The sequence below is a fragment of the Citrobacter sp. RHB21-C05 genome (assembly GCF_013889015.1).
In the GTDB taxonomy this organism is placed as follows: Bacteria; Pseudomonadota; Gammaproteobacteria; order Enterobacterales; family Enterobacteriaceae; genus Citrobacter_A; species Citrobacter_A sedlakii.
This window is the reverse complement of the sequence record NZ_CP057611.1, coordinates 3,334,490-3,358,066: the sequence shown is the minus strand read 5'-3', so window position 1 is coordinate 3,358,066 and position 23,577 is coordinate 3,334,490. Positions and strand designations below refer to the sequence as shown.

At 55.3% G+C, this 23,577-nt stretch carries 25 protein-coding genes; 12 read left to right on the top strand and 13 right to left on the bottom strand.

The features are described from left to right. The first annotated feature begins 8 nt into the window (after window positions 1-8). The 4 genes from secD (at window position 9) to HVX72_RS16120 (ending at window position 4,109) form a co-directional block, all read left to right on the top strand. Window positions 9-1,856, top strand: coding sequence for a protein translocase subunit SecD (secD, locus tag HVX72_RS16135; protein WP_072197058.1), 1,848 nt, complete (start codon window positions 9-11; stop codon window positions 1,854-1,856). A gap of 10 nt (window positions 1,857-1,866) precedes the next feature. Then, complete coding sequence (secF, locus tag HVX72_RS16130) at window positions 1,867-2,838, top strand: protein translocase subunit SecF (RefSeq protein ID WP_042285973.1); 972 nt, start codon at window positions 1,867-1,869, stop codon at window positions 2,836-2,838. A gap of 152 nt (window positions 2,839-2,990) precedes the next feature. Continuing rightward, on the top strand, window positions 2,991-3,362 hold the full coding sequence (locus HVX72_RS16125) for a VOC family protein (RefSeq protein WP_181821876.1): 372 nt from the start codon (window positions 2,991-2,993) through the stop codon (window positions 3,360-3,362). 15 nt (window positions 3,363-3,377) lie between these two features. Next, window positions 3,378-4,109: a YafY family protein gene (locus HVX72_RS16120; RefSeq protein ID WP_042285971.1), complete on the top strand. Its 732-nt coding sequence runs from the start codon at window positions 3,378-3,380 to the stop codon at window positions 4,107-4,109. Window positions 4,110-4,134: 25 nt separating this feature from the next. On the opposite strand, the gene HVX72_RS16115 is transcribed toward HVX72_RS16120, so the two are convergent. Both HVX72_RS16115 and HVX72_RS16110 read right to left on the bottom strand, forming a co-directional pair. After that, a complete protein-coding gene (locus HVX72_RS16115) occupies window positions 4,135-4,989 on the bottom strand; it encodes a nucleoside-specific channel-forming protein Tsx (RefSeq protein ID WP_042285970.1) in 855 nt (284 codons plus the stop codon). Window positions 4,990-5,288: 299 nt separating this feature from the next. Then, window positions 5,289-5,828: a DUF3251 domain-containing protein gene (locus HVX72_RS16110; protein WP_181821875.1), complete on the bottom strand. Its 540-nt coding sequence runs from the start codon at window positions 5,826-5,828 to the stop codon at window positions 5,289-5,291. Between the two features lie 152 nt (window positions 5,829-5,980). On the opposite strand from HVX72_RS16110, the gene nrdR reads away from it, so the two are divergent. The 6 genes from nrdR (at window position 5,981) to pgpA (ending at window position 10,084) form a co-directional block, all read left to right on the top strand. Continuing rightward, on the top strand, window positions 5,981-6,430 hold the full coding sequence (gene nrdR, locus HVX72_RS16105) for a transcriptional regulator NrdR (RefSeq protein ID WP_012904816.1): 450 nt from the start codon (window positions 5,981-5,983) through the stop codon (window positions 6,428-6,430). A gap of 3 nt (window positions 6,431-6,433) precedes the next feature. Next, window positions 6,434-7,537: a bifunctional diaminohydroxyphosphoribosylaminopyrimidine deaminase/5-amino-6-(5-phosphoribosylamino)uracil reductase RibD gene (gene ribD, locus HVX72_RS16100; protein WP_181821874.1), complete on the top strand. Its 1,104-nt coding sequence runs from the start codon at window positions 6,434-6,436 to the stop codon at window positions 7,535-7,537. 89 nt (window positions 7,538-7,626) lie between these two features. Further along, the gene (gene ribE, locus HVX72_RS16095) at window positions 7,627-8,097 is read left to right on the top strand and encodes a 6,7-dimethyl-8-ribityllumazine synthase (protein WP_042285964.1); all 471 of its coding nucleotides are present in this window, start codon (window positions 7,627-7,629) and stop codon (window positions 8,095-8,097) included. Window positions 8,098-8,116: 19 nt separating this feature from the next. Next, window positions 8,117-8,536 (top strand): transcription antitermination factor NusB, encoded by a 420-nt coding sequence (gene nusB, locus HVX72_RS16090; RefSeq protein ID WP_042285962.1) that lies wholly within the window; start codon window positions 8,117-8,119, stop codon window positions 8,534-8,536. A gap of 77 nt (window positions 8,537-8,613) precedes the next feature. Then, window positions 8,614-9,591: a thiamine-phosphate kinase gene (thiL, locus tag HVX72_RS16085; RefSeq protein ID WP_042285959.1), complete on the top strand. Its 978-nt coding sequence runs from the start codon at window positions 8,614-8,616 to the stop codon at window positions 9,589-9,591. Next, on the top strand, window positions 9,569-10,084 hold the full coding sequence (gene pgpA, locus HVX72_RS16080) for a phosphatidylglycerophosphatase A (RefSeq protein ID WP_042285958.1): 516 nt from the start codon (window positions 9,569-9,571) through the stop codon (window positions 10,082-10,084). Before thiL ends, pgpA begins: the two co-directional genes overlap by 23 nt. Before the next feature lie 55 nt (window positions 10,085-10,139). Here the strand turns inward: pgpA and HVX72_RS16075 are convergent, their stop codons facing one another. Genes HVX72_RS16075 through xseB form a run of 4 tightly spaced genes read right to left on the bottom strand, consistent with a single transcriptional unit; the run spans window position 10,140 to window position 14,199 of the window. Next, window positions 10,140-11,114 carry an aldo/keto reductase gene (locus HVX72_RS16075; protein WP_181821873.1) on the bottom strand — a complete coding sequence of 325 codons (975 nt, stop codon included), beginning with the start codon at window positions 11,112-11,114 and terminating at the stop codon, window positions 10,140-10,142. A gap of 56 nt (window positions 11,115-11,170) precedes the next feature. After that, complete coding sequence (gene dxs, locus HVX72_RS16070) at window positions 11,171-13,033, bottom strand: 1-deoxy-D-xylulose-5-phosphate synthase (RefSeq protein WP_042285953.1); 1,863 nt, start codon at window positions 13,031-13,033, stop codon at window positions 11,171-11,173. A 23-nt stretch (window positions 13,034-13,056) separates the two neighbouring features. Then, a complete protein-coding gene (gene ispA, locus HVX72_RS16065; protein WP_042285951.1) occupies window positions 13,057-13,956 on the bottom strand; it encodes a (2E,6E)-farnesyl diphosphate synthase in 900 nt (299 codons plus the stop codon). After that, entirely contained in the window at window positions 13,957-14,199 is a 243-nt protein-coding gene (gene xseB, locus HVX72_RS16060) for an exodeoxyribonuclease VII small subunit (protein WP_042285949.1), read from the bottom strand. Window positions 14,200-14,407: 208 nt separating this feature from the next. Here xseB and thiI point away from each other — a divergent pair, with 208 nt between their 5' ends. Further along, a complete protein-coding gene (thiI, locus tag HVX72_RS16055; protein ID WP_181821872.1) occupies window positions 14,408-15,856 on the top strand; it encodes a tRNA uracil 4-sulfurtransferase ThiI in 1,449 nt (482 codons plus the stop codon). Between the two features lie 93 nt (window positions 15,857-15,949). Here the strand turns inward: thiI and yajL are convergent, their stop codons facing one another. Both yajL and panE read right to left on the bottom strand, forming a co-directional pair. Continuing rightward, window positions 15,950-16,540, bottom strand: coding sequence for a protein deglycase YajL (yajL, locus tag HVX72_RS16050; protein WP_181821871.1), 591 nt, complete (start codon window positions 16,538-16,540; stop codon window positions 15,950-15,952). After that, a complete protein-coding gene (gene panE / locus HVX72_RS16045; protein ID WP_042285943.1) occupies window positions 16,503-17,414 on the bottom strand; it encodes a 2-dehydropantoate 2-reductase in 912 nt (303 codons plus the stop codon). The genes yajL and panE overlap by 38 nt, the downstream gene beginning before the upstream one ends. A 124-nt stretch (window positions 17,415-17,538) precedes the next feature. Between panE and HVX72_RS16040 the strand changes: the two genes are divergently transcribed. After that, a complete protein-coding gene (locus tag HVX72_RS16040; RefSeq protein WP_042285941.1) occupies window positions 17,539-18,030 on the top strand; it encodes a YajQ family cyclic di-GMP-binding protein in 492 nt (163 codons plus the stop codon). A 46-nt stretch (window positions 18,031-18,076) separates the two neighbouring features. Here HVX72_RS16040 and HVX72_RS16035 read toward each other — a convergent pair whose 3' ends face one another. The 5 genes from HVX72_RS16035 to cyoB form a co-directional block, all read right to left on the bottom strand. Next, on the bottom strand, window positions 18,077-19,441 hold the full coding sequence (locus HVX72_RS16035; protein WP_181821870.1) for an MFS transporter: 1,365 nt from the start codon (window positions 19,439-19,441) through the stop codon (window positions 18,077-18,079). Between the two features lie 296 nt (window positions 19,442-19,737). After that, window positions 19,738-20,628 (bottom strand): heme o synthase, encoded by an 891-nt coding sequence (cyoE, locus tag HVX72_RS16030; RefSeq protein WP_082636756.1) that lies wholly within the window; start codon window positions 20,626-20,628, stop codon window positions 19,738-19,740. A gap of 11 nt (window positions 20,629-20,639) precedes the next feature. After that, window positions 20,640-20,969, bottom strand: a complete 330-nt coding sequence (locus HVX72_RS16025) for a cytochrome o ubiquinol oxidase subunit IV (protein WP_012904838.1) — start codon at window positions 20,967-20,969, stop codon at window positions 20,640-20,642. Continuing rightward, on the bottom strand, window positions 20,969-21,583 hold the full coding sequence (locus HVX72_RS16020) for a cytochrome o ubiquinol oxidase subunit III (RefSeq protein ID WP_042285929.1): 615 nt from the start codon (window positions 21,581-21,583) through the stop codon (window positions 20,969-20,971). The genes HVX72_RS16025 and HVX72_RS16020 overlap by 1 nt, the downstream gene beginning before the upstream one ends. Then, on the bottom strand, window positions 21,573-23,564 hold the full coding sequence (gene cyoB / locus HVX72_RS16015; protein ID WP_042285926.1) for a cytochrome o ubiquinol oxidase subunit I: 1,992 nt from the start codon (window positions 23,562-23,564) through the stop codon (window positions 21,573-21,575). Before cyoB ends, HVX72_RS16020 begins: the two co-directional genes overlap by 11 nt. Between the last annotated feature and the right edge of the window lie 13 nt (window positions 23,565-23,577).

Here is a 23,577-nt window from a genome sequence, read left to right as displayed (position 1 = left end):
GAACTGCCGTGTTAAACCGTTATCCTTTGTGGAAGTATGTCATGCTGATCGTCGTCATTGTCGTCGGTCTGCTGTATGCGCTTCCCAACCTGTATGGTGAGGATCCGGCCGTTCAAATCACTGGCGCGCGCGGTGTCGCCGCCAGTGAGCAAACGCTGATCCAGGTCCAGAATACGTTACAAAAAGAAAAAATTACCGCGAAGTCTGTGGCACTGGAAGAGGGCGCTATTCTCGCGCGCTTCGACACCACCGACACTCAACTGCGCGCACGTGAAGCGCTGGTGGGCGTGCTGGGTGATAAATACGTCGTGGCGCTTAACCTTGCTCCGGCTACCCCGCGCTGGCTGGCTGCCATCAAAGCAGAACCGATGAAACTCGGTCTTGATCTGCGTGGCGGCGTTCACTTCCTGATGGAAGTGGATATGGACACCGCGCTGGGTAAATTGCAGGAACAAAATATCGATAGCCTGCGCAGCGATCTGCGTGAAAAAGGCATCCCGTATACTACCGTTCGTAAAGAAGACAACTACGGTCTGAGCATCAATTTCCGTGATGCCAGCGCGCGTGACGACGCGATTGCGTATCTCAGCAAACGCCACCCGGATCTGGTGATCTCCAGCCAGGGAAGCAACGCGCTGCGTGCGGTAATGACCGATGCGCGCTTAAGCGAAGCGCGTGAATACGCGGTTCAGCAGAACATCAATATTCTGCGTAACCGTGTGAATCAGTTGGGCGTCGCCGAGCCGGTGGTGCAACGCCAGGGCGCTGACCGCATTGTGGTTGAACTGCCTGGCATTCAGGACACGGCGCGCGCGAAAGAGATCCTTGGCGCGACCGCGACGCTGGAATTCCGTCTGGTTAACACCAACGTAGACCAGGCTGCGGCAGCGTCCGGACGCGTACCGGGCGACTCCGAAGTGAAGCAGATGCGTGAAGGCCAGCCGGTTGTGCTGTACAAACGCGTCATCCTGACCGGTGACCATATCACCGACTCTACGTCCAGCCAGGACGAGTATAACCAGCCGCAGGTGAACATTTCGCTCGATAGCGCAGGCGGCAACATCATGTCTAACTTCACCAAGGACAATATCGGCAAGCCGATGGCGACCCTGTTTGTGGAGTATAAGGACAGCGGTAAGAAAGACGCCAACGGTCGTGCCGTGCTGGTGAAACAGGAAGAGGTGATTAACATCGCCAACATCCAGTCTCGTCTCGGTAACAGCTTCCGTATTACCGGCATCAACAACCCGAACGAAGCGCGTCAGCTCTCTCTGCTGCTGCGTGCCGGCGCGCTGATTGCGCCGATTCAGATTGTTGAAGAGCGGACCATCGGTCCAACCCTGGGTATGCAGAACATTAAGCAGGGTCTGGAAGCGTGTCTGGCGGGTCTGGCGGTCTCCATCCTGTTCATGATCTTGTTCTATAAGAAGTTTGGTCTGATTGCGACCAGCGCGCTGATCGCAAACCTGGTGCTGATTGTCGGCGTGATGTCGCTGCTGCCGGGGGCCACGCTGAGTATGCCTGGGATTGCAGGGATCGTCTTAACCCTTGCCGTTGCCGTCGATGCGAACGTGCTTATCAACGAACGTATCAAAGAAGAGTTGAGCAACGGGCGTTCGGTGCAGCAGGCGATTAACGAAGGTTATGCGGGGGCGTTCAGCTCTATTTTCGATGCGAACATCACCACGCTGATCAAAGTTATCATTCTGTACGCGGTCGGCACCGGGGCGATTAAAGGGTTCGCGATTACGACCGGTATCGGTGTAGCGACGTCAATGTTTACCGCAATTGTCGGTACACGTGCCATCGTAAACCTGCTGTATGGCGGCAAGCGCGTCAAAAAGCTGTCAATCTGAGGAGTGCGAAGTGGCACAGGAATATACTGTTGAACAATTGAACCATGGCCGTAAAGTCTGGGACTTTATGCGCTGGGACTACTGGGCTTTCGGCATCTCAGGCGCTCTGCTGATTGCGGCCATTGTGATTATGGGCGTACGCGGCTTTAACTGGGGGCTCGATTTTACCGGTGGTACGGTTATCGAAATCACCCTGGAAAAACCTGCGGAGATGGATGTGATGCGCGATGCGCTGGAAAAAGCGGGCTTTGTTGATCCGCTTTTACAGAACTTCGGCAGCAGTCACGACATCATGGTTCGTATGCCGCCGACCGAAGGGGCGAACGGCGGCCAGGTGCTGGGCAGCAAAGTGTTGAGTGTGATTAACGAGTCCACCAACCAGAACGCGGCGGTGAAGCGAATTGAATTCGTCGGACCGAGCGTGGGTGCTGACCTTGCGCAAACCGGCGCGATGGCGCTGTTAGCCGCGCTGATTTCTATCCTCGTTTACGTCGGTTTCCGCTTCGAGTGGCGACTGGCGGCCGGGGTGGTGATCGCGCTGGCGCATGACGTGATCATCACGCTTGGGATCCTGTCGCTGTTCCATATTGAGATCGACCTGACAATCGTGGCGTCGCTGATGTCCGTTATCGGTTACTCACTTAACGACAGCATTGTGGTATCTGACCGTATCCGTGAGAACTTCCGCAAGATTCGTCGCGGTACGCCGTACGAAATCTTTAACGTGTCGTTGACCCAGACGCTACACCGTACGTTGATCACCTCCGGTACCACGTTGATGGTGATTCTGATGCTGTTCCTGTTCGGCGGCCCGGTGCTGGAAGGCTTCTCGCTGACCATGCTGATCGGTGTCTCTATCGGTACCGCGTCTTCCATCTACGTTGCGTCGGCGCTGGCGCTGAAGTTGGGTATGAAGCGCGAGCACATGCTGCAGCAGAAAGTCGAAAAAGAAGGGGCGGATCAGCCGTCAATTCTGCCGTAATCTGGTTTTCAGCTCCCTGATGAAATCCCGGTCGTAAGATCGGGATTTTTCTTTTTCCTTTCTGGCTTGTTCCGCAATCATTACTGACAGTATGCTGTCAGGAGCCCTGTTTTATTCTTCTTCTGAACTCAACCACACAGGCAGGAGGAAGGATGAAAAGTAAAAGCATCATTAACTGGTTTGAAATTCCCGTCACCGATATGGCGCGCGCTATCGCGTTTTATGAGCCGGTGCTGGGGCTGTCGCTGCGCCGCGAAAAAATGGACTGTGCCGATCTGGCGGTCTTTCCCTATGACGATCCGGCTACCGGCGGCGCGTTGGCGAAAATTGACGGCGTCTTGCCTTCGCCGCAGGGCGCAATCGTTTATCTGCACACCGACGATCTTGCGGCAACGCTGGATCGCGTCGCCAGCGCCGGTGGTGAATGCGTGTTCGGCCCGATCGATTTGGGCAAAGAGATTGGCACCGTGGCGCTGTTTACCGACAGCGAAGGTAACCGTGTCGGATTACATCAACCCGCTTAACGTAAGAGAGTCACTATGACGCGTCGCGCCGACCGTTTGTTTCAGATTGTGCAGATCCTGCGCGGCAGGCGACTGACGACGGCGGCGCTACTTGCCGAGCGGCTGGAGGTGTCAGAACGGACGATCTACCGTGATATCCGCGACCTGTCGCTGTCCGGAGTACCGGTGGAAGGAGAGGCGGGCAGTGGGTATCGCCTGATGGCGGGATTTGATTTGCCGCCGCTAATGTTGACTCACCGGGAATCCGAAGCGCTGATTGCGGCCATTCGTCTGTTGACGACCTGGGGCGGAGATTCCCTGTCGCGCGAACTGGCGTCAGCACAAGAGAAAGTGCTGGCGATCCTGCCGGAAGAAAGCCGCCGTAAAGCCGAGCAGGCGCGGATATTCGCCCCGGACTTTGGGACACAGCCGCATTCACGCAGCGCATTCGACCTTATTCATCGCGCCATTTCCGGCCAACAGGTGCTGGCGCTGCATTATCGCGACGAGGCCGGACAGCTCTCCTGGCGGGAGGTGCAGCCGCTGGGGATGTATTTCTGGGGCGAATACTGGCTTTTGGTCGCCTGGTGCGAACGGCGGGATGATTATCGCTGCTTTCGGCTCGACAGATGTTTGCAGATCACGATGACGGAGCGGCGCTTTTGCGAGAGTGCAGAGCGCTCGTTGGCGGATTTTTTGCGCAAGGTAAGCGATAAAAAGCCCGCTTGCGGAACAGCGGGCGACGCGCGGAGGCCGGGTCAGGCATAAGTTGCCACCCGGCTATTTGCGCTACTTAGAAGTTGTAACCTACCACCAGGTACCAGCCGAAGCCGTTAGACTTGATCGGTTCCGCCTGCCATACCGGCTCATCGCCATCTTTCCACTGACCACCGTTATGGAAGTAACGGGCGACCACCGAGTAGTGCCAGTGATCGTAGTTCAGCGCCAGAATGTGGCTGGACGCGATAGAGTTGCTGGTGCGGTACTGATCGTCGCCCAGATCAGAGCCCCAGTCGAAGTTGGTGAAGCCAATGTAGCTCAGGTTACCGCCCCACAGATCGGTAATCGGCACAAAGTATTTCACTTTGAAACGGTAGCCATCCCATTCGTTTTCATTGGACGCACCGTAGTTCTGCCACTGATATTTCGCATAGACGTTCAGGGACAGGCTCATCGGCAACCCTGTGTCGATGTCGGTACCGAGACCCATATACCAGGTGCTCTGGCGGCCTTCGCTGTTACGACCCATATCGTAGATATAGTTATTCGCGAAATACCACTCTTTGAACGGACCAAAGCTCAGGTCGCTGTTGGTCAGCTTATCGATCGAGAAGCGTGGTTCGATTTCCATAAACAGCGGAGAACCGTGGTTCCAGATCCCGCGGGAGTTGCTGTCGCCGCCGAAGAAGCGAGGCGCATCGACGTAGCCATAGAAATCAAACCAGTCTTTTTTGGCGAAAGCTTCGTATTCCAGATAGGTGTCATTGCGCAGTGTCGGTCCGAAGCGGGTATGGTAGGAACCCACAACGTTGACGCTCTGGTGCCACCAGTCGGAAAGATACTGCGGTTTGTCGTTGTCGGCGGCGTTCACGGTGAAAGACGTAGAAAGCGCGAGCACTGCACCGGCTGCAAGTAATGTTTTTTTCATATTTATGCCACTGATTGAAAATCCCTAACGGGAGTGAAAAAGGCGCGAATTAGGTTTCTAAATATTTCGTGTTTCTGCGGAGCCTATTATAAAAATCATTGCTCACAAAAATCTGTCATGTTTCACATTTCTATCATTCACGTAATCGATTGCGTTCACGTTTGCGTGTTTTAGCGCGGCGATTGTACTGACTTTGATGAATGTTGCAAAGGATTAGCAAAAATTTCGGTGATGTCAGTAGAGTCACAAAAAGGGCGGGTGAGATGTTGCGGAACGCACAAAACGTTCCGCAGAGGCGTTTAGCGCGTCACAGGCTGGATATCATGAATACGGATAAAGCCTAACTGCTCGGGTGTAACACCATTAAGTTGAAGCGGAATGTCCACATCGGCTGGCGCCAGGAGGCTGGCAGGGGCGTTAATCAACATATTCTGCACATTGACTTCCTGATAATTGTCAGTTGTTCCCTGAATTTGCCCATATTCAACGGTGCCGCTGAAAGCCGGTAACGGATCGTTGGACTCACCCTGAATCCGTAGCGTCACGCGTGTGCCGTCAGCATTCGGCGCGATATTTTTTAGCGACATGCGCAGCGTGCCAATCTGGCTGTTCAGACGCGCCGGCGTATTTGAGCCCGGCAACAGGTACACGCCGCGGGTGGATTTCACGTTCAGGCTGTTCTGCTGCGTAATTTTTACCGTTTCCTGATTAAGCTGATTCATCTCTTTATTTAACGTACTGATGCTTTGATGCATCTGACGAACCTCGCTTTGCTGGGCGCAGGCGGTAAGGCTAAACAGGCTTCCCGCCAGGAGAATTTTTAGGTAACGTTTTGTCATATCGCGGTTTTCCTGGAATATTGCACTGACCTAATGGTAGTGCGTAAACGGCGTAAAGACACCGATCCTTTGTCTCAAAAGCGTTGCGCCTTTGTTGTCACGTCAGTTCAGGGTAAAATAGATTTCTGTTAACCACCTGGTCAGGACGCCGTATGCATTGCCCATTTTGTTTCGCCGTAGACACGAAAGTAATTGACTCTCGTCTTGTGGGCGAGGGATCGTCAGTACGCCGCCGTCGGCAGTGTCTGGTTTGTAACGAACGCTTCACCACTTTCGAAGTCGCGGAACTTGTGATGCCACGGGTTGTGAAAAGCAACGACGTGCGCGAACCTTTTAATGAAGAAAAACTACGTAGCGGCATGTTACGTGCGCTGGAAAAGCGTCCGGTCAGTTCAGATGACGTCGAAATGGCGCTGAACCACATCAAGTCGCAGCTGCGCGCCACCGGTGAGCGTGAAGTGCCGAGTAAAATGATCGGCAATCTGGTGATGGAACAACTGAAAAAACTCGACAAAGTCGCCTATATCCGTTTTGCCTCCGTCTACCGTAGCTTCGAAGATATCAAAGAATTCGGCGAAGAGATCGCTCGCCTACAGGACTAAGCCATGCAGGATGAGATATACATGGCGCGCGCGCTGAAGCTTGCTGCGCGCGGGCGGTTCACCACTCACCCCAATCCCAACGTCGGTTGCGTGATTGTGAAAGAGGGCGAAATTGTCGGCGAAGGTTACCATCACCGCGCCGGGGAACCCCACGCCGAAGTCCATGCGCTGCGGATGGCCGGCGAAAAAGCCAAAGGCGCGACGGCTTACGTTACCCTTGAACCCTGTAGCCACCATGGCCGCACCCCGCCGTGCTGCGATGCGCTGATTGCTGCCGGAGTATCACGCGTGGTCGCGGCGATGCAGGATCCGAATCCACAGGTGGCCGGTCGTGGGCTGTACCGTCTGCAACAGGCAGGGATCGACGTCAGCCACGGTCTGATGATGCGCGAAGTGGAAGCGTTAAATAAAGGCTTTCTCAAGCGAATGCGCACCGGTTTTCCGTATGTTCAGCTTAAGCTCGGCGCCTCGCTGGACGGGCGTACGGCGATGGCGAGCGGTGAAAGCCAGTGGATCACCTCGCCGCAGGCGCGACGCGACGTTCAGCGTCTGCGTGCGCAAAGCCACGCCATCCTGACCAGTAGCGCAACGGTACTGGCGGACGATCCGCAACTGACCGTACGCTGGACTGAACTGGACGACGCGATGCAGGCGGTATACCCGCAGGACACGCTGCGCCAACCGGTGCGGATTGTGATCGACAGTCAGAATCGCGTGACGCCGGAACACCGCATTGTTCAGCAGCCGGGAGAAACCTGGTTTGCGCGTACCAAAGATGATTCCCGCCAGTGGCCGGAAACGGTGCGTACGCTTCTGGTGCCGGAACACAATGGCCATCTTGATCTGGTGGTGCTGATGATGTTGTTAGGCAAACAGCAGGTCAACAGCCTCTGGGTGGAGGCGGGGCCGACCCTTGCGGGCGCGCTGCTGCAGGCTGGCGTGGTGGACGAGCTAATCGTTTATGTTGCGCCTACACTGTTAGGCAATGACGCCCGCGGATTATGCGTCCTGCCAGGGCTTGAACAACTTAGCCAGGCGCCGAAGTTTACATTCAATGAGATACGTCGTGTAGGTCCGGACGTTTGCCTGCATTTGATTCCCGCGTAATGGCTGCCTGAATTTAGGAAGCAGCGCGACGATATTTATGATAAAATCCGCCCCCCTGCGGGGGCTTATACCGAACCCGAAGGAAGAATATGAACATTATTGAAGCTAACGTTGCTACTCCGGACGCTCGCGTCGCCATCACCATTGCGCGTTTCAACAACTTTATCAATGACAGCCTGCTGGACGGCGCGGTTGACGCACTGAAACGCATTGGCCAGGTTAAAGATGAAAATATTACCGTCGTTTGGGTTCCAGGCGCATACGAGCTGCCGCTGGCGGCTGGCGCATTGGCGAAAACCGGTAAATATGACGCGGTGATTGCGCTTGGCACCGTGATCCGTGGTGGCACCGCGCACTTTGAATATGTTGCTGGTGGGGCAAGCAATGGCCTGGCGCATGTCGCTCAGGACAGCGAAATTCCTGTCGCCTTTGGCGTACTGACCACCGAAAGCATTGAACAAGCGATTGAACGTGCTGGCACCAAAGCCGGTAACAAAGGCGCGGAAGCTGCACTGACCGCGCTTGAAATGATTAATGTATTGAAAGCCATCAAGGCCTGATTTTTGTAAGGGGAAATCCGTGAAACCTGCTGCTCGTCGCCGCGCTCGTGAGTGTGCCGTTCAGGCGCTCTACTCCTGGCAGTTGTCCCAGAACGACATCGCTGATGTTGAATACCAGTTCCTGGCAGAACAGGACGTAAAAGATGTTGACGTCATGTACTTCCGCGAACTGCTGTCCGGGGTGGCGACTAACAGCGCGTACCTGGACGGTTTGATGAAGCCTTACCTGTCCCGCCTGTTGGAAGAACTGGGTCAGGTGGAAAAAGCGGTCCTGCGCATTGCGCTGTTTGAGCTGTCTAAGCGTAGCGATGTGCCGTATAAAGTGGCCATCAACGAAGCGATCGAACTGGCGAAAACCTTCGGCGCAGAAGACAGCCACAAGTTCGTCAATGGCGTACTGGATAAAGCAGCGCCTGCGATTCGCCCCAACAAAAAGTAATCACCAGGCCGTCAGTGACGCGGGGACGCCTCCGCTCCGCTGGCGGCTTTTTCTTTATTTCTGCTGAGGCATAACGTATGGCATGCGGCGAGTTCTCCCTGATTGCCCGTTATTTTGACCGTGTTAGAAGCTCTCGTCTCGATGTCGAAACCGGTATTGGCGACGATTGCGCACTCCTGAATATTCCTGAAAAACAGACCCTGGCGATCAGTACCGATACGCTGGTGGCGGGCAATCACTTCCTGGCCGATATCGATCCGGCGGACCTGGCGTATAAAGCGCTGGCGGTCAATTTAAGCGATCTGGCGGCAATGGGCGCCGATCCGGCGTGGCTGACGCTGGCGATAACGCTGCCGGAGGTCGATGAACGCTGGCTGGAAATATTCAGCGACAGTCTGTTCGAACTACTCAATTATTACGATATGCAGCTGATTGGCGGCGATACCACGCGTGGGCCGCTCTCCATGACGCTGGGTATCCACGGCTACGTCCCTGCGGGCCGCGCCCTGAAACGCTCAGGGGCGAAGCCGGGCGACTGGATTTACGTTACCGGTACGCCAGGCGACAGCGCGGCAGGGCTGGCGATTTTACAGCACCGTTTACAGGTTGCGGATGAGGTTGACCGGGAATATCTGCTAAAACGCCACCTGCGACCGACGCCGCGTATTCTTCAAGGGCAGGCGCTGCGCGACAAGGCGAGCGCGGCGATCGATCTGTCGGATGGGCTGATTTCCGATCTTGGGCATATCGTCAAAGCCAGCGCCTGCGGCGCGCGCATAGACATTGAAACGCTGCCTTTCTCCGACGCGGTCAAACGTCATGTCGAAAGCGAACAGGCGCTGCGCTGGGCGCTCTCCGGCGGCGAAGACTATGAATTATGCTTTACGGTACCGGAACTGAATCGCGGGGCGCTGGATGTCGCGCTCGGCCATCTCGGCGTGCCGTTTACCTGCATCGGGCAAATGAGCGCGGATGTGGAAGGGATCTGTTTTACGCGTGACGGCGAGCCTGTCACCTTCGACTGGAAAGGATATGACCATTTTGCCACGTCATAAAGATACGGCGAAAAGCCGCCTGAAACTGACTAACCCGTGGCATTTGTTGGCTACCGGTTTTGGCAGTGGTCTGAGTCCGGTGGTTCCGGGCACGATGGGGTCACTGGCGGCGATCCCGTTCTGGTATGTGATGACCTTTCTGCCCTGGCAGCTCTATTCACTGGTGGTGATGCTGGGCATCTGTATCGGGGTCTATCTCTGCCATCAGACGGCGAAAGACATGGGCGTCCATGATCACGGCAGTATTGTCTGGGATGAATTCATCGGGATGTGGATCACCCTGATGGCGCTGCCGACCCGCGACTGGCAGTGGGTGGCAGCCGGGTTCGTTATTTTCCGCATTCTTGATATGTGGAAGCCATGGCCGATCCGTTGGTTTGACCGCAACGTCCACGGTGGGATGGGGATCATGGTTGACGATATCGTTGCAGGGGTGATTTCTGCCGGTATTTTGTATTTTATCGGCCACCACTGGCCGATCGGTATGTTTTAACCGATTCCTGAAATGCGGGAGAGGCCCGATAGCGTCGTGCTATCGGGCGCTGTCTTCACTTGAATCCCACCACCGGATGCGGTTTGTACGGTGTTTCCAGTTCGGCTATCTGCTCCGGCTTCAGCGTTAAATCCACCGCGTTCAGCAGTTCATCCAGTTGTTCTTCCCGAGATGCGCCGACAATCGGCGCGGCGACACCGGGTTTGCTGAGCAGCCACGCCAGCGCCACCTGAGCGCGCGTCGCGCCAAGCTCTTCACTAACGCCTGCCAGGCGGGCGGCGATCTGCGCATCGTTTTCGTCGCTTTCGCGGTACAGATTTTTACCCACCTCATCGGAGACGACGCGCGCGGTGGTTTCCCCCCACGGACGGGTCAGACGACCCCGCGCCAGCGGACTCCACGGGATCACCGCGATGCCCTCCTGATAGCACAGCGGCAGCATCTCGCGCTCTTCCTCACGATAGATCAGATTGTAATGGTCCTGCATACTGATGAACGGCGCCCAACCGTGCTGTTTTTGCAGAGCCAGCGCCTGGGCAAATTGCGAGGCGTGCATTGAGGATGCGCCGATGTAACGTGCTTTCCCGGCTTTCACGACATCATTCAGCGCTTCCAGCGTTTCTTCTATCGGCGTGTTGTAGTCCCAGCGGTGAATTTGCAGGATATCAACGTGGTCCATACCCAGACGTCGCAGACTGTCGTCGATAGAGCGCAGGATCTGCGCGCGGGATAAGCCTTCCGGCAGGTCGTCAACCTGATGAAAGACCTTGGTCGCCACCACCACCTCGTCACGACGGGCAAAATCGCGCAGGGCGCGACCGACAATCTCTTCGCTGCTGCCTGCGGAATAACTGTTGGCGGTGTCGAAAAAGTTGATGCCGCCCTCAAGGGCGTGTTTGATGATCGGACGACTGCTTTCTTCGGGAAGCGTCCAGGCGTGATTGCCGCGGCTCGGTTCGCCAAACGTCATACAGCCCAGACACAGGCGGGAGACCCGAAGGTCGGTTTTTCCTAAGACGTTGTATTGCATTGTTTCGCTCCTGTTATGCTGATTATGGGATAAGCATAGCAGGAGCAAATAGACGATTATGCCAGCCAGGCCTTGATTTTGGCTTCAATGCCAGCGGCATCGAGCCCCAGTTCGGCGCGCGCCTCATCCTGAGTGCCCTGCGGGATAAAGAAGTCCGGCAGGCCGATGTTCAGCACTGGCACCGGCTTACGATGCGCCATCAGCACCTCGTTCACGCCGCTGCCCGCGCCGCCCATAATGGCGTTTTCCTCCAGCGTCACCAACACGTCGTGCTGGGCAGCCATTTCCAGAATCAGCGCGTCGTCCAGCGGCTTCACAAAACGCATATCCACCAGGGTTGCGTTAAGCGATTCCGCGGCCTTTGCCGCTTCCGGCATCAGCGTACCGAAGTTCAGGATGGCCAGTTTTTCTCCGTGACGTTTCACCACGCCTTTGCCGATAGGCAGCTTCTCCAGCGGCGTCAGTTCAACGCCCAGCGCGTTGCCGCGCGGGTAGCGGACCGCGGTCGGGCCTTCGCTGTAGTGATAGCCGGTAAACAGCATCTGGCGGCATTCGTTTTCATCGCTGGGGGTCATGATAACCATATCCGGCAGGCAGCGCAGATACGAGAGATCGAACGCCCCCTGGTGGGTCTGCCCGTCGGCGCCGACAATCCCGGCGCGGTCAATGGCAAACATCACTGGCAGCTTCTGGATCGCCACGTCATGAATAACCTGATCGTAGGCGCGTTGCAGGAAGGTGGAGTAAATCGCCACCACCGGCTTGTAGCCGCCAATCGCCAGACCGGCGGCAAAGGTTACCGCATGTTGTTCGGCGATCGCGACGTCAAAATAGCGATCCGGGAATTTACGCGAAAATTCGACCATGCCGGAACCTTCGCGCATGGCCGGGGTAATCGCCATGAGCTTGCTGTCTTTCGCTGCGGTTTCGCACAGCCAGTCGCCAAAGATCTTCGAATAGCTCGGCAGGCCGCCGCTGCTTTTCGGCAGGCAGCCGCTGGAGGGATCGAATTTCGGCACTGCATGGAACGTGATCGGATCTTTTTCGGCAGGCTCATAACCACGCCCTTTTTTGGTCATGATGTGCAAAAACTGCGGACCTTTCAGATCGCGCATATTCTTGAGCGTCGTGATAAGTCCCAGTACGTCGTGACCATCCACAGGGCCGATATAGTTAAAGCCCAGCTCTTCAAACAGCGTGCCCGGCACCACCATGCCTTTGATATGTTCTTCTGTGCGCTTCAGGAGTTCTTTAATCGGCGGTACGCCAGAAAAGACCTTCTTGCCGCCTTCACGCAACGAGGAGTAGAGCTTGCCGGAAAGCAGCTGCGCCAGGTGATTATTGAGCGCGCCGACGTTTTCGGAAATCGACATTTCGTTGTCGTTGAGGATCACCAGCATGTCCGGCTTGATATCGCCCGCGTGGTTCATTGCTTCAAACGCCATACCGGCGGTGATCGCACCGTCGCCAATCACGCACACGGTGCGGCGATCTTTTCCCTCTTTTTCGGCGGCGACGGCAATGCCAATTCCTGCGCTGATAGACGTCGAAGAGTGACCGACGCTCAGGACGTCGTATTCGCTCTCGCCGCGCCATGGGAATGGGTGCAGGCCGCCTTTCTGGCGGATGGTGCCGATTTTATCGCGGCGACCCGTGAGAATTTTGTGCGGATAAGCCTGATGGCCCACGTCCCAGATAAGCTGGTCAAACGGCGTGTTATAGACATAATGCAGCGCCACGGTGAGTTCCACCGTGCCCAGCCCGGAGGCGAAGTGTCCGCTGGAACGACTGACGCTGTCGAGAAGATAGCGGCGCAGTTCGTCGCAGAGTTTCGGCAGACTCTCTTTGGGTAAAAGGCGTAACTCCTGGGTGGAGTCGACCAGTGCCAGGGTAGGGTATTTGGCTATATCAAAACTCATCGCAAGCCCATAGGATTGGTTGTTTATTTATCACGCTGGATTATGTAGTCCGCTAGCGCTTCCAGTGCCGAGGTATCGAGAGACTGAACGGCCAGCTGGTTTAATGACTGACGGGCCTCTTCGATTAAATCCCGGGCTTTATTCCGGGCTTGCTCAAGACCCAGAAGTGCAGGATAGGTACTTTTGCCAAGCTGCTGGTCGGCACCCTGGCGTTTACCCAACGTTGCAGTATCGCCCACCACATCCAGAATGTCATCCTGAACCTGGAAGGCCAGGCCGATACTTTCTGCGTATTTGTCGAGTATCGGCAGGGCGTTTCGCCCTTTTTCGCCCGCGCTTAACGCGCCCAGGCGCACTGCGGCGCGGATCAATGCGCCGGTTTTATGGCGGTGGATTTTCTCCAGCGCGTCCAGCGGCACCTGCTTACCTTCAGCGTCCAGATCGAGCGCCTGACCGCCGCACATCCCCGCAATCCCACTGGCGTTCGCCAGTTCGGAAATCATCGCGATGCGATCGCGGTCGCTCACTTCCGGCATCGGCGCGTCGCTGATGATGGAAAACGCCAGCGTTTGCAGGGCGTCGCCAGCGAGAATGGCGTTCGCTTCGCCAAATTTGACGTGGCAGGTCGGCAGGCCGCGGCGCAAATCGTCGTCATCCATCGCCGGTAAATCGTCATGAATGAGCGAATAGGCGTGAATGCACTCAACGGCGGCGGCCGGGGCGTCCAGCGTACCCTTGCTGACGCCAAACATCTGGCCGGTGGCGTAAACCAAAAACGGGCGCAGGCGTTTACCCCCTAATAATGCGCCATACAACATGGTTTCGACCACGGGAGTGTTCTGAAAGGGCAGTGGAGCGATAAAACGGTTTAGCGCCTGATTGGCCTGCTCCACGCAAGCCTGTAGCTGCTGGGTAAAATCCATTTACGCGTTATCCGGTGTAAAAGGCGTCGTCTCTGCGTCTTCGTTGTCAGACAGCAGGATCTGCACGCGCTGTTCAGCCTGCTGCAGCTTAACCTGGCCCTGACGCGCCAGCTGCACGCCACGTTCAAATTCGTTCAGCGCCTCGTCAAGCGGCAGATCGCCACTTTCCAGACGGGTTACAATTTGCTCCAGCTCGTTCAGCGATGTTTCAAAGCTGACGGGCGCCTCGTTTTTCTTCGGCATAATGAATGTCTGACTCTCAGTAATGGCAGCACAAGACTATGGTAACGGACTCGCACTGATAAGCAAATAACGCACAATGGTAAGGGGATGTGCACAGGACGGGCCGGTTGATGGTATACTCCCGCGCCTGGATGCAGCTTCATGTTTGGGCTGCTGTACTATTCTCCAATACAAGCCTTTGATGGCTTGCTTAAGAACCATTGCCGCCATGAAGTTTATCATTAAATTGTTCCCGGAAATCACTATCAAAAGCCAATCTGTGCGTTTGCGCTTTATAAAAATTCTGACCGGGAACATTCGTAACGTTTTAAAGCACTATGATGAGACCCTTGCTGTCGTTCGCCACTGGGATAACATCGAAGTACGCGCTAAGGATGAAAGCCAGCGCTTGGTGATTCGCGATGCGCTGACCCGCATTCCGGGTATCCACCATATCCTTGAAGTGGAAGATGTGCCGTTCACCGACCTGCACGATATCTTCGAGAAAGCGCTGGTGGAGTACCGCGACCGTCTGGAAGGCAAATCCTTCTGCGTACGTGTGAAGCGTCGCGGTAAGCATGCGTTTAGCTCCATCGAAGTGGAACGTTACGTGGGCGGCGGATTAAATCAGCATATTGAATCTGCGCGCGTGAAGCTGACCAACCCGGATGTAACGGTGCATCTTGAAGTTGAAGATGACCGTCTGCTGATCATCAAAGGTCGCTATGAAGGGATTGGCGGTTTCCCGATCGGTACCCAGGAAGACGTGCTGTCGTTGATTTCAGGCGGTTTTGACTCTGGCGTTTCCAGTTACATGTTGATGCGTCGCGGCTGCCGCGTACATTACTGCTTCTTTAATCTTGGCGGCGCGGCGCATGAAATCGGTGTTCGCCAGGTGGCGCATTACCTGTGGAACCGTTACGGCAGTTCGCACCGCGTCCGCTTTGTCGCCATTAACTTTGAGCCGGTGGTCGGTGAGATCCTCGAAAAGGTCGACGATGGCCAGATGGGTGTCGTGCTTAAGCGCATGATGGTGCGCGCAGCGTCGAAAGTGGCGGAGCGGTATGGTGTGCAGGCGCTGGTGACGGGCGAAGCGCTGGGGCAGGTTTCCAGTCAGACGCTGACCAACCTGCGTTTGATTGATAATGTCTCTGATACCCTGATTCTTCGTCCGTTGATCGCATACGACAAAGAGCACATCATCAATATCGCCCGCGAAATTGGTACCGAAGATTTCGCCCGCACGATGCCGGAATACTGCGGCGTGATCTCAAAAAGTCCGACGGTGAAAGCCATCAAGGCGAAAATTGAAGCGGAAGAAGAGAACTTCGATTTCAGCATTCTTGATAACGTGGTGGCGGAAGCCAGCAACGTCGATATCCGCGAGATCGCCCAACAGACCGAGCAGGAGGTGGTTGAAGTGGAGACCGTCAGCGGCTTCGGCCCGAACGACGCGATTCTCGATATCCGCTCCATCGATGAGCAGGACGACAAACCGCTGAAGGTGGAAGGCGTGGATGTGGTTTCCCTGCCGTTCTACAAGCTGAGCACCAAATTCGGCGATCTCGATCAGAGCAAAACCTGGCTGCTGTGGTGCGAGCGCGGCGTGATGAGCCGTCTGCAGGCGCTTTATCTGCGCGAGCAGGGCTTTGAGAACGTGAAGGTTTACCGTCCGTAATTGATTGCCCGGTGGCGCAGTGCTTACCGGGTCGATAATACAGATCACTTATTAGGCCGGGTAAGGCACAACTGCCACCCGGCTTTTACCCGCTTACTCGTAGTAGTTGTAAATGCCCGCCGCCAGCACCAGTTGTGACGCCACTTCGTGGGCTTTTTCACGTCCAACCAGCAGATCAATAATTTTCAACCCAAAGTCGATGGCGGTCCCCGGCCCCTGGCTGGTTAACAGCTTCACACGTGCGTCCCATACGACGCGCTTGTCCTGCCACTGTTCGGCGGGGATGTTATCTTTCAGTGCCGGAAAGCCGGTCATATTGCCGATGGGGAAAATATCATGTGGAACCAGCACGGTCGCAGCGGCCGCGCAAATAGCGGCGACAATGCGCCCGGAGCGGTGGAACTGTTTGACTGTTTCCACCAGCAGCGGACTGTCGCGAAAGCATTCCGCACCCTTAATGCCGCCGGGTAAAACGATCGCATCATAATCGCCGTCGGCGACTTCAACCAGCGGCGCGTCTGCCAGCAGTTTAACGCCACGGGAACACACAATCGTGAGATTGCCATCGCTGGCGACGCTCGCCGTGGTGACGTTAATACCGCCACGCACTAACAGGTCGATGGTAGTGACCGCTTCGGTCTCTTCACTACCAGGGGCGAGGCAGACCAGTGCCGATGCGCTCATACTCACTCTCCTTTCGTTTCACTAATTCAAACAGGCGGCTATTTTCCGGCACAGTGATGCCGTGCGCTCGGGCGCGTTTCAGCAGATAACCGGTGATGTAATCAATTTCGGTATGCCGCATCGCCCGGATATCCTGCAACATGGAAGATATGTTTTCTGCCGTACTCTCAATGACTTGTTCGACATAATAGCGTAAATCGTCTTCTGACGTATGATGACCTTCCCGTTCAATCACCGCGGCGACTTCCCGACAAATCAACGCGACCTCGTCGGAATGATGGCGAAGCTCGCCGTTTGGGCAGTTCCACAACGCGGTGAGCGGATTGATCACGCAATTTACCGCCAGCTTCCGCCACAGCTCCGCGCGAATCGTGTTGTGCCAGGCGACGTCAGGCAGCGCGCATTGCAATGTATCCGCAAGATAACTGTAGTCGCCATCCTGCTCCCGGGCTGGACCAATATGCGTGGTGCCGCTGGCAACGTGGATGATGACGTTGCCATCGCGACGCGCCGCGTGGGTGGTGGTGCCCATCAGCAGCGGCTGGCGGAGCGATTTCAGCTCTTCAATGGTACCCATACCGTTGTGAATCAACAGAACAGGCGTACTGACGGGTAACATGGCTGCCAACGCTTTTACGGCGTCGGAAACCTGCCAGGCTTTCAGGGTAACCAGCAGCAGATCGCTGTCGGCAAGAAACTCCGGGTCGTTCGCCGTCAGAGATTCGTTAAAAATCGAACCGTCGGTCTCGATTACATTCACACTGCAATAGGGCTGGGGAATACGCAGCCAACCCTGAACGTCATGTCCCTGTTTGCACAACGCTGTAAGCCAGAGTTGACCCAGGGCGCCGCATCCAAGCACTGTTACTTTCATTGTTCCTCCTCACCTGCAACTGCGCCAGGTGTTATGGCCTAAGTATAGCGCCATCAGCTAAGCTTCTCGTTAAGCCTCGTTGCAGGTATTATGCAACGCAACGAAAATGAAGGGAGAAGAAAAGATGCCATCTTTCGATATTGTTTCCGAGGTTGATCTGCAGGAAGCGCGTAACGGCGTAGATAACGCGGTTCGTGAAGTCGAGTCGCGTTTCGATTTTCGCGGCGTAGAGGCCAGTATTGAGCTGAACGACGCGAATAAAACCATCAAAGTGCTGAGTGAGTCCGACTTCCAGGTGAACCAGTTGCTGGACATTTTGCGTGCCAAACTGCTGAAACGCGGCATTGAAGGGGCTTCGCTGGATGTGCCGGAAGAGTTTGTGCACAGCGGCAAAACCTGGTTTGTGGAAGCGAAGCTGAAGCAGGGTATTGAAAGCGCGGTGCAGAAAAAAATCGTTAAGCTGATCAAAGACAGCAAGCTGAAGGTGCAGGCGCAGATTCAGGGTGATGAAATTCGCGTAACCGGTAAATCCCGCGACGATCTTCAGTCCGTTATGGCGCTGGTGCGTGGCGGGGATTTAGGTCAGCCGTTCCAGTTCAAAAACTTCCGCGATTAAGCGTTTATGCCGGATGGGATCGGCGATAACCCCCATCCGGCAACCATCACGCTAGCCTGATAGCCTGCTCAACCTCAAAACGGTTCGTCACTTTACTGTCGATCTTAACATACGCAGAATGCTCATTTTCCGCGATCAGCACCTCGCTCACGCCATCTGTTGCCAACAGACGCTGCTTTAATGTGTCATCGGCGGCGATATCGGACGGGATTTCTACCCGCAGGCTGCTGACATAAGGCGGTTCTTTCATTGTGCTGGCGACCGCCAGCCAGACAACGGCTAACAGCGCGCCGACGAGGAAAACGGTTTGTCCATCGAACATGCCGTCGACCCAACCACCCAGAGAGCCGCCAATCGCCACGCCGAGGAACTGGCTGGTGGAATAGACGCCCATCGCTGTGCCTTTATAGCCCGCTGGTGACTCTTTACTGATGAGCGAAGGCAGAAGGGCTTCCATCAGATTAAAGGCAAGGAAGAAAATCTGGACGCCAATAATCAGCTCCCAGAAATGATTTCCCGCGCCCCACAGTACGATCTCCGCAATCACAATCAACGCCACGCAGAGCAGGAATACCCGCTTCATTTTGCGCTTCACTTCGGCGTAAATAATAAAGGGCACCACGGAGGCAAAAGAGATCAGCATCGTGACCAGATAGACTTTCCAGTGCCCGGCGGCAGGCAACCCGGCGTCTGCGAGTTGACCGGGTAAGGCGACAAAAGTCGACATCAGCAGAATGTGCAGACACATAATACCGAAGTTAAGTTTCAACAGTTTAGGTTCAGCCAGCACTTTCCGGAAGCTGCCTTTCACCATGCCGGACTCGCGGTTTAGCACATGGGTAGTGCTGTTTGGCACGACCCAGATTGTCAACGCAATACCGGTAGTGGCGAGAACAGCGATCATCCAGAACAGGGCGTTCAGCCCCAGCGCGTGGGTAATTATCGGGCCAAGCACCATGGCGATAGCGAAGGTGATGCCAAAGCTGACGCCGATAAACGCCATCGCCTTGGTGCGGTTTTGTTCGCGGGTGAGATCGGACAGTAACGCCATCACGGCGGCGGCGATCGCTCCGGAGCCCTGAAGCGCCCGCCCTAAAATAATCCCCCAGATGGAGTGGGAGAGGGCGGCGATAATGCTGCCTAAAACAAAGATGGCCAACCCGCCGACAATGAGTGGTTTACGGCCAACACGGTCGGAAAGCAGTCCAAACGGAATTTGAAATATCGCCTGCGCGAGGCCGTAAATACCAATCGCGATACCAATCAACGCTTCACTGGCGCCCTGTAATGCCATGCCGTATGTGGTCAGAACCGGCAGGACCATAAACATGCCAAGCATGCGCAATGAAAAAACGGTCCCTAAACCCCAGGTGGCGCGCAACTCGCCCGGCGTCATTTTATAATCGTTCATTCCCACCTCTGTCTTAATGTCGCGCCTAGTGTAAAGCGGCGAGGTAACAGGGTAAACCACTACGATATGTAGAATTGTGAAGAGACATAAAAGGGTTTGTTACTTGTGTAACTAATTTATTTAATATAATTGCATGGCTATTATTCCGCCCGGATATCCTCATGAACCAAAAGAGAGAAAGGCTTTCTCGTCGTTTTATCGTGTGTGAACTGGAAAGCGTATTTCCCCTGGGAGAATACGCCGAAAAAAAAGGGTGCCGAAGCACCCTTTTCAACGTGAGTTAGCGCAAGGCTGTCTTACCAGACGTAAGTCAGCAGGCTGTGCGAATCCGGCACCATAAAGTCGACGGACATCATTACGCTAAGCGCGGTAATGGCGATGATTGAAAAGCCGAACAGCTTGCGCGCCCAGACGCGATCGTCTTCCACTTTATAGCCGCGCAGCGCCATTCCTAACCACCAGACGCTCACCGCCGCCGCGACCACCAGGTATTTATACCCGGCGTAACCGCCCAGTGAGAGCATCAGCGTGGCGATCGCAAAGGCGATGATGTACAGCGTAATGTGGTTTTTCGCCACCGAAATACCTTTCACCACCGGCAGAACCGGGATGTTTGCCGCCTGATAATCCTTAAAGCGGAAAATGGCGATGGCATACGAGTGCGGCATCTGCCACAGGCTAAAAATCGCCAGCAGAATCAGCGCGCCGCTGTCGAAATCGCCGGTCACGGCGCAGTAGCCAATCACCGGCGGCGCAGCGCCGGAGAGAGAACCAATCAGCGTACCGTAAACTGAATGGCGCTTCATATACAGGCTGTAGACGCCTACATAGACCACAAAGCCCATCACGCCCAGCCAGCAGGCCAGAGGATTCGCGCCAAACCACAGCAGCATGAAGCCAGCAATACCCAGCAGGGTGGCGTACACCAGCGAGACAGCAGGAGAAATCAGGCCCTTAACCAGCACCCGGTTTTTGGTCCTTTCCATCTTCCTGTCGATATCCCTGTCGATGTAGTTGTTAAATACACAACCCGACGCCACAACCAGTGACACCCCAACCAACGTGTAGATAAACAGGGGATAATCAATGCTGCCCTTGGAGGCCAGCAGGAACCCCCCGATCACCGAGATCAGGTTGCCAAAGATGATGCCTGGTTTCGTTACTTGCAGGTATTGCTTAAACATCATAACCGCCGCTCTTAGTGCATCATCATGTTGTAGTTGAGGTTCCACATGATCCAGATGGAACCGACAACCAGGATGGCGATGATCAGCACGGTAAAGACAAAAGCCGTCATGTTCCAGCCTTCATCAGACTTCGTGTTCATGTGCAGGAAGCACACCAGATGCACTAAAATCTGCACCACTGCCATTGCCAGGATTGTCCCCAGAATAACGCCTGGAGAAGCCGCCCCCGTCATCACCATCCAGAACGGGATCACCGTCAGGATGATCGACAGGATAAAGCCTGTCATGTAGGTCTTTACGCTGCCATGGGACGCGCCGCCGTGATCGTTAGAATGACTCATTACATCGCCCCCATCAGATAAACAACAGTGAACACGCAGATCCACACCACATCGAGGAAGTGCCAGAACAGGCTCAGGCACATAATGCGGGTACGGTTAGTACTGGTCAGGCCGCGACGGGCGATTTGCACCATCAGTACCGCCATCCAGATCAGTCCAGAGGTTACGTGCAGGCCGTGGGTACCGACCAGCGCAAAGAACGCCGACAGGAAACCGCTGCGATCCGGACCCATACCGTTAACAATCAGGTGATGGAATTCATAGATTTCCATCCCGATGAACCCGGCGCCAAACAAGAAGGTCAACGCCAGCCAGGAAACCACCTGGCTCTTGTTGTTCTTGTGCATGGCGATCGCCGCCATGCCGTAGGTGATGGAGCTGAATAACAGCAGGAAAGTTTCAACCAGAACGAACGGCAGTTCGAAAATGTCCTTACCCGTCGGGCCACCCGCGGTGCCGTTCACCAGAACGGCATAGGTTGCGAACAGAATCGAGAACAGAATGCAGTCGCTCATCAGGTAGATCCAGAATCCGAAGATTTTGTTCTGACCTGCGTCGTGGTGCCCGTGATCGTGCGCGTGGGCAGTCGCGTGCGTTAAAGTATCAGTTGCCATTTTTCAGCCCTGCCTTAGAAATCTCATCGAAATGCTGGTTTTCCAGTTTTTCGACTTCACGGACTGGTACGTAGTAATCCACGTCCTCGTCAAAGCTCTTCACAATCCAGCTGATGATCATGCCTGCGAAGCTTGCGATTGCCAGCCACCAGATATGCCAGATCATGGCGAAACCGAAGAGGGTTGCGAAGGCGGCAATCACAATGCCCGCGCCGCTGTTTTTCGGCATATGAATTTCTTCATACTGCGCAGGCTGTTTGTACGCTTCGCCTTTTTCTTTCATTTCCCAGAAGGCGTCACGCTCGTGAACGTGCGGCACAACGGCAAAGTTATAGAACGGAGGCGGAGAAGAGGTTGCCCACTCCAGCGTACGGCCACCCCACGGGTCACCGGTCAGGTCACGGTTCTGCTCGCGGTCGCGGATAGAAACGTAAATCTGAATAACGAGGCACAGAATACCAATCGCAATCAGCGCCGCACCGACAGCCGCAACCATCAGCATCGGGTGGAACTGCGGATCGATCTGCTGGCTGAGACGACGGGTCATCCCCATGAAGCCCAGCACGTACAGCGGCATGAACGCCACGAAGAAACCGATGATCCAGAACCAGAACGCGCGTTTACCCCAGGTTTCGTTCAGCTTGAAGCCAAACGCTTTCGGCCACCAGTAGGTCATACCGGCGAAGCACCCGAAGACCACGCCGCCGATGATGACGTTATGGAAGTGCGCAATCAGGAACAGACTGTTATGCAGAACGAAGTCCGCGCCCGGTACCGCCAGCAGAACACCGGTCATACCGCCGACCGAGAAGGTCACGATAAAGCCAATCGTCCACAGCATCGCTGAATGGAAGACGATACGGCCCTGATACATGGTGAACAGCCAGTTGAAGATCTTCACCCCGGTCGGGATGGCGATAATCATGGTGGTAATACCGAAGAAGGCGTTGACGTTCGCGCCTGCACCCATAGTAAAGAAGTGGTGCAGCCAAACGATGAACGACAGAACGGTAATACACACTGTCGCCCACACCAGCGAGGTGTAACCAAACAGACGCTTACGGGAGAATGTCGCGGCGATCTCGGAGAACACCCCAAACACCGGCAGGATCAAAATGTACACTTCCGGATGGCCCCAGGCCCAAATCAGGTTGATGTACATCATCATGTTGCCGCCCATATCATTGGTGAAGAAATGGGTGCCCAGATAGCGATCCAGGGTCAGCAGCGCGATGGTCACTGTCAGAATAGGGAACGAGGCGATAATCAGCACGTTGGCGCACAGCGAAGCCCAGGTAAATACCGGCATCTTGAACATCGTCATGCCCGGCGCACGCATCTTCAGAATGGTCACGAAGAAGTTGATGCCGGTTAACGTTGTCCCAATACCGGAGAGCTGCAGCGCCCATATCCAGTAATCGACCCCGACGCTTGGACTGTACTCTATTCCCGAAAGCGGCGGATAGGCCAGCCAACCGGTCTGTGCGAATTCACCAACGCCCAGAGAAAGGTTAACCAGGATCACGCCAACAACGGTGAACCAGAAGCTCAGGTTGTTGAGGAACGGGAACGCAACGTCACGCGCGCCGATCTGCAGGGGAACCACCAGGTTCATCAGACCGATAACGAATGGCATGGCCACGAAGAAGATCATGATCACGCCGTGAGCCGTAAAGATCTGGTCGTAGTGGTGCGGCGGCAGGAAACCCGCTTCGCCCGCCGAGGCCAGCGCCTGTTGGCTACGCATCATGATGGCGTCGGCAAAGCCACGCAGTAACATTACGATAGCGACGATGACATACATGATGCCAAGACGTTTGTGGTCAACTGACGTTAGCCACTCTTTCCACAGGTAGGTCCACTTACCGAAGTAAGTGATTAAGCCCAGTAAGGCCAGACCACCGATGATAATGCCAGCAATCGTGACCATGATAATGGGTTCATGGTACGGGACTGCATCCAGTGATAATTTTCCGAACATCGTTTTCTTCCTC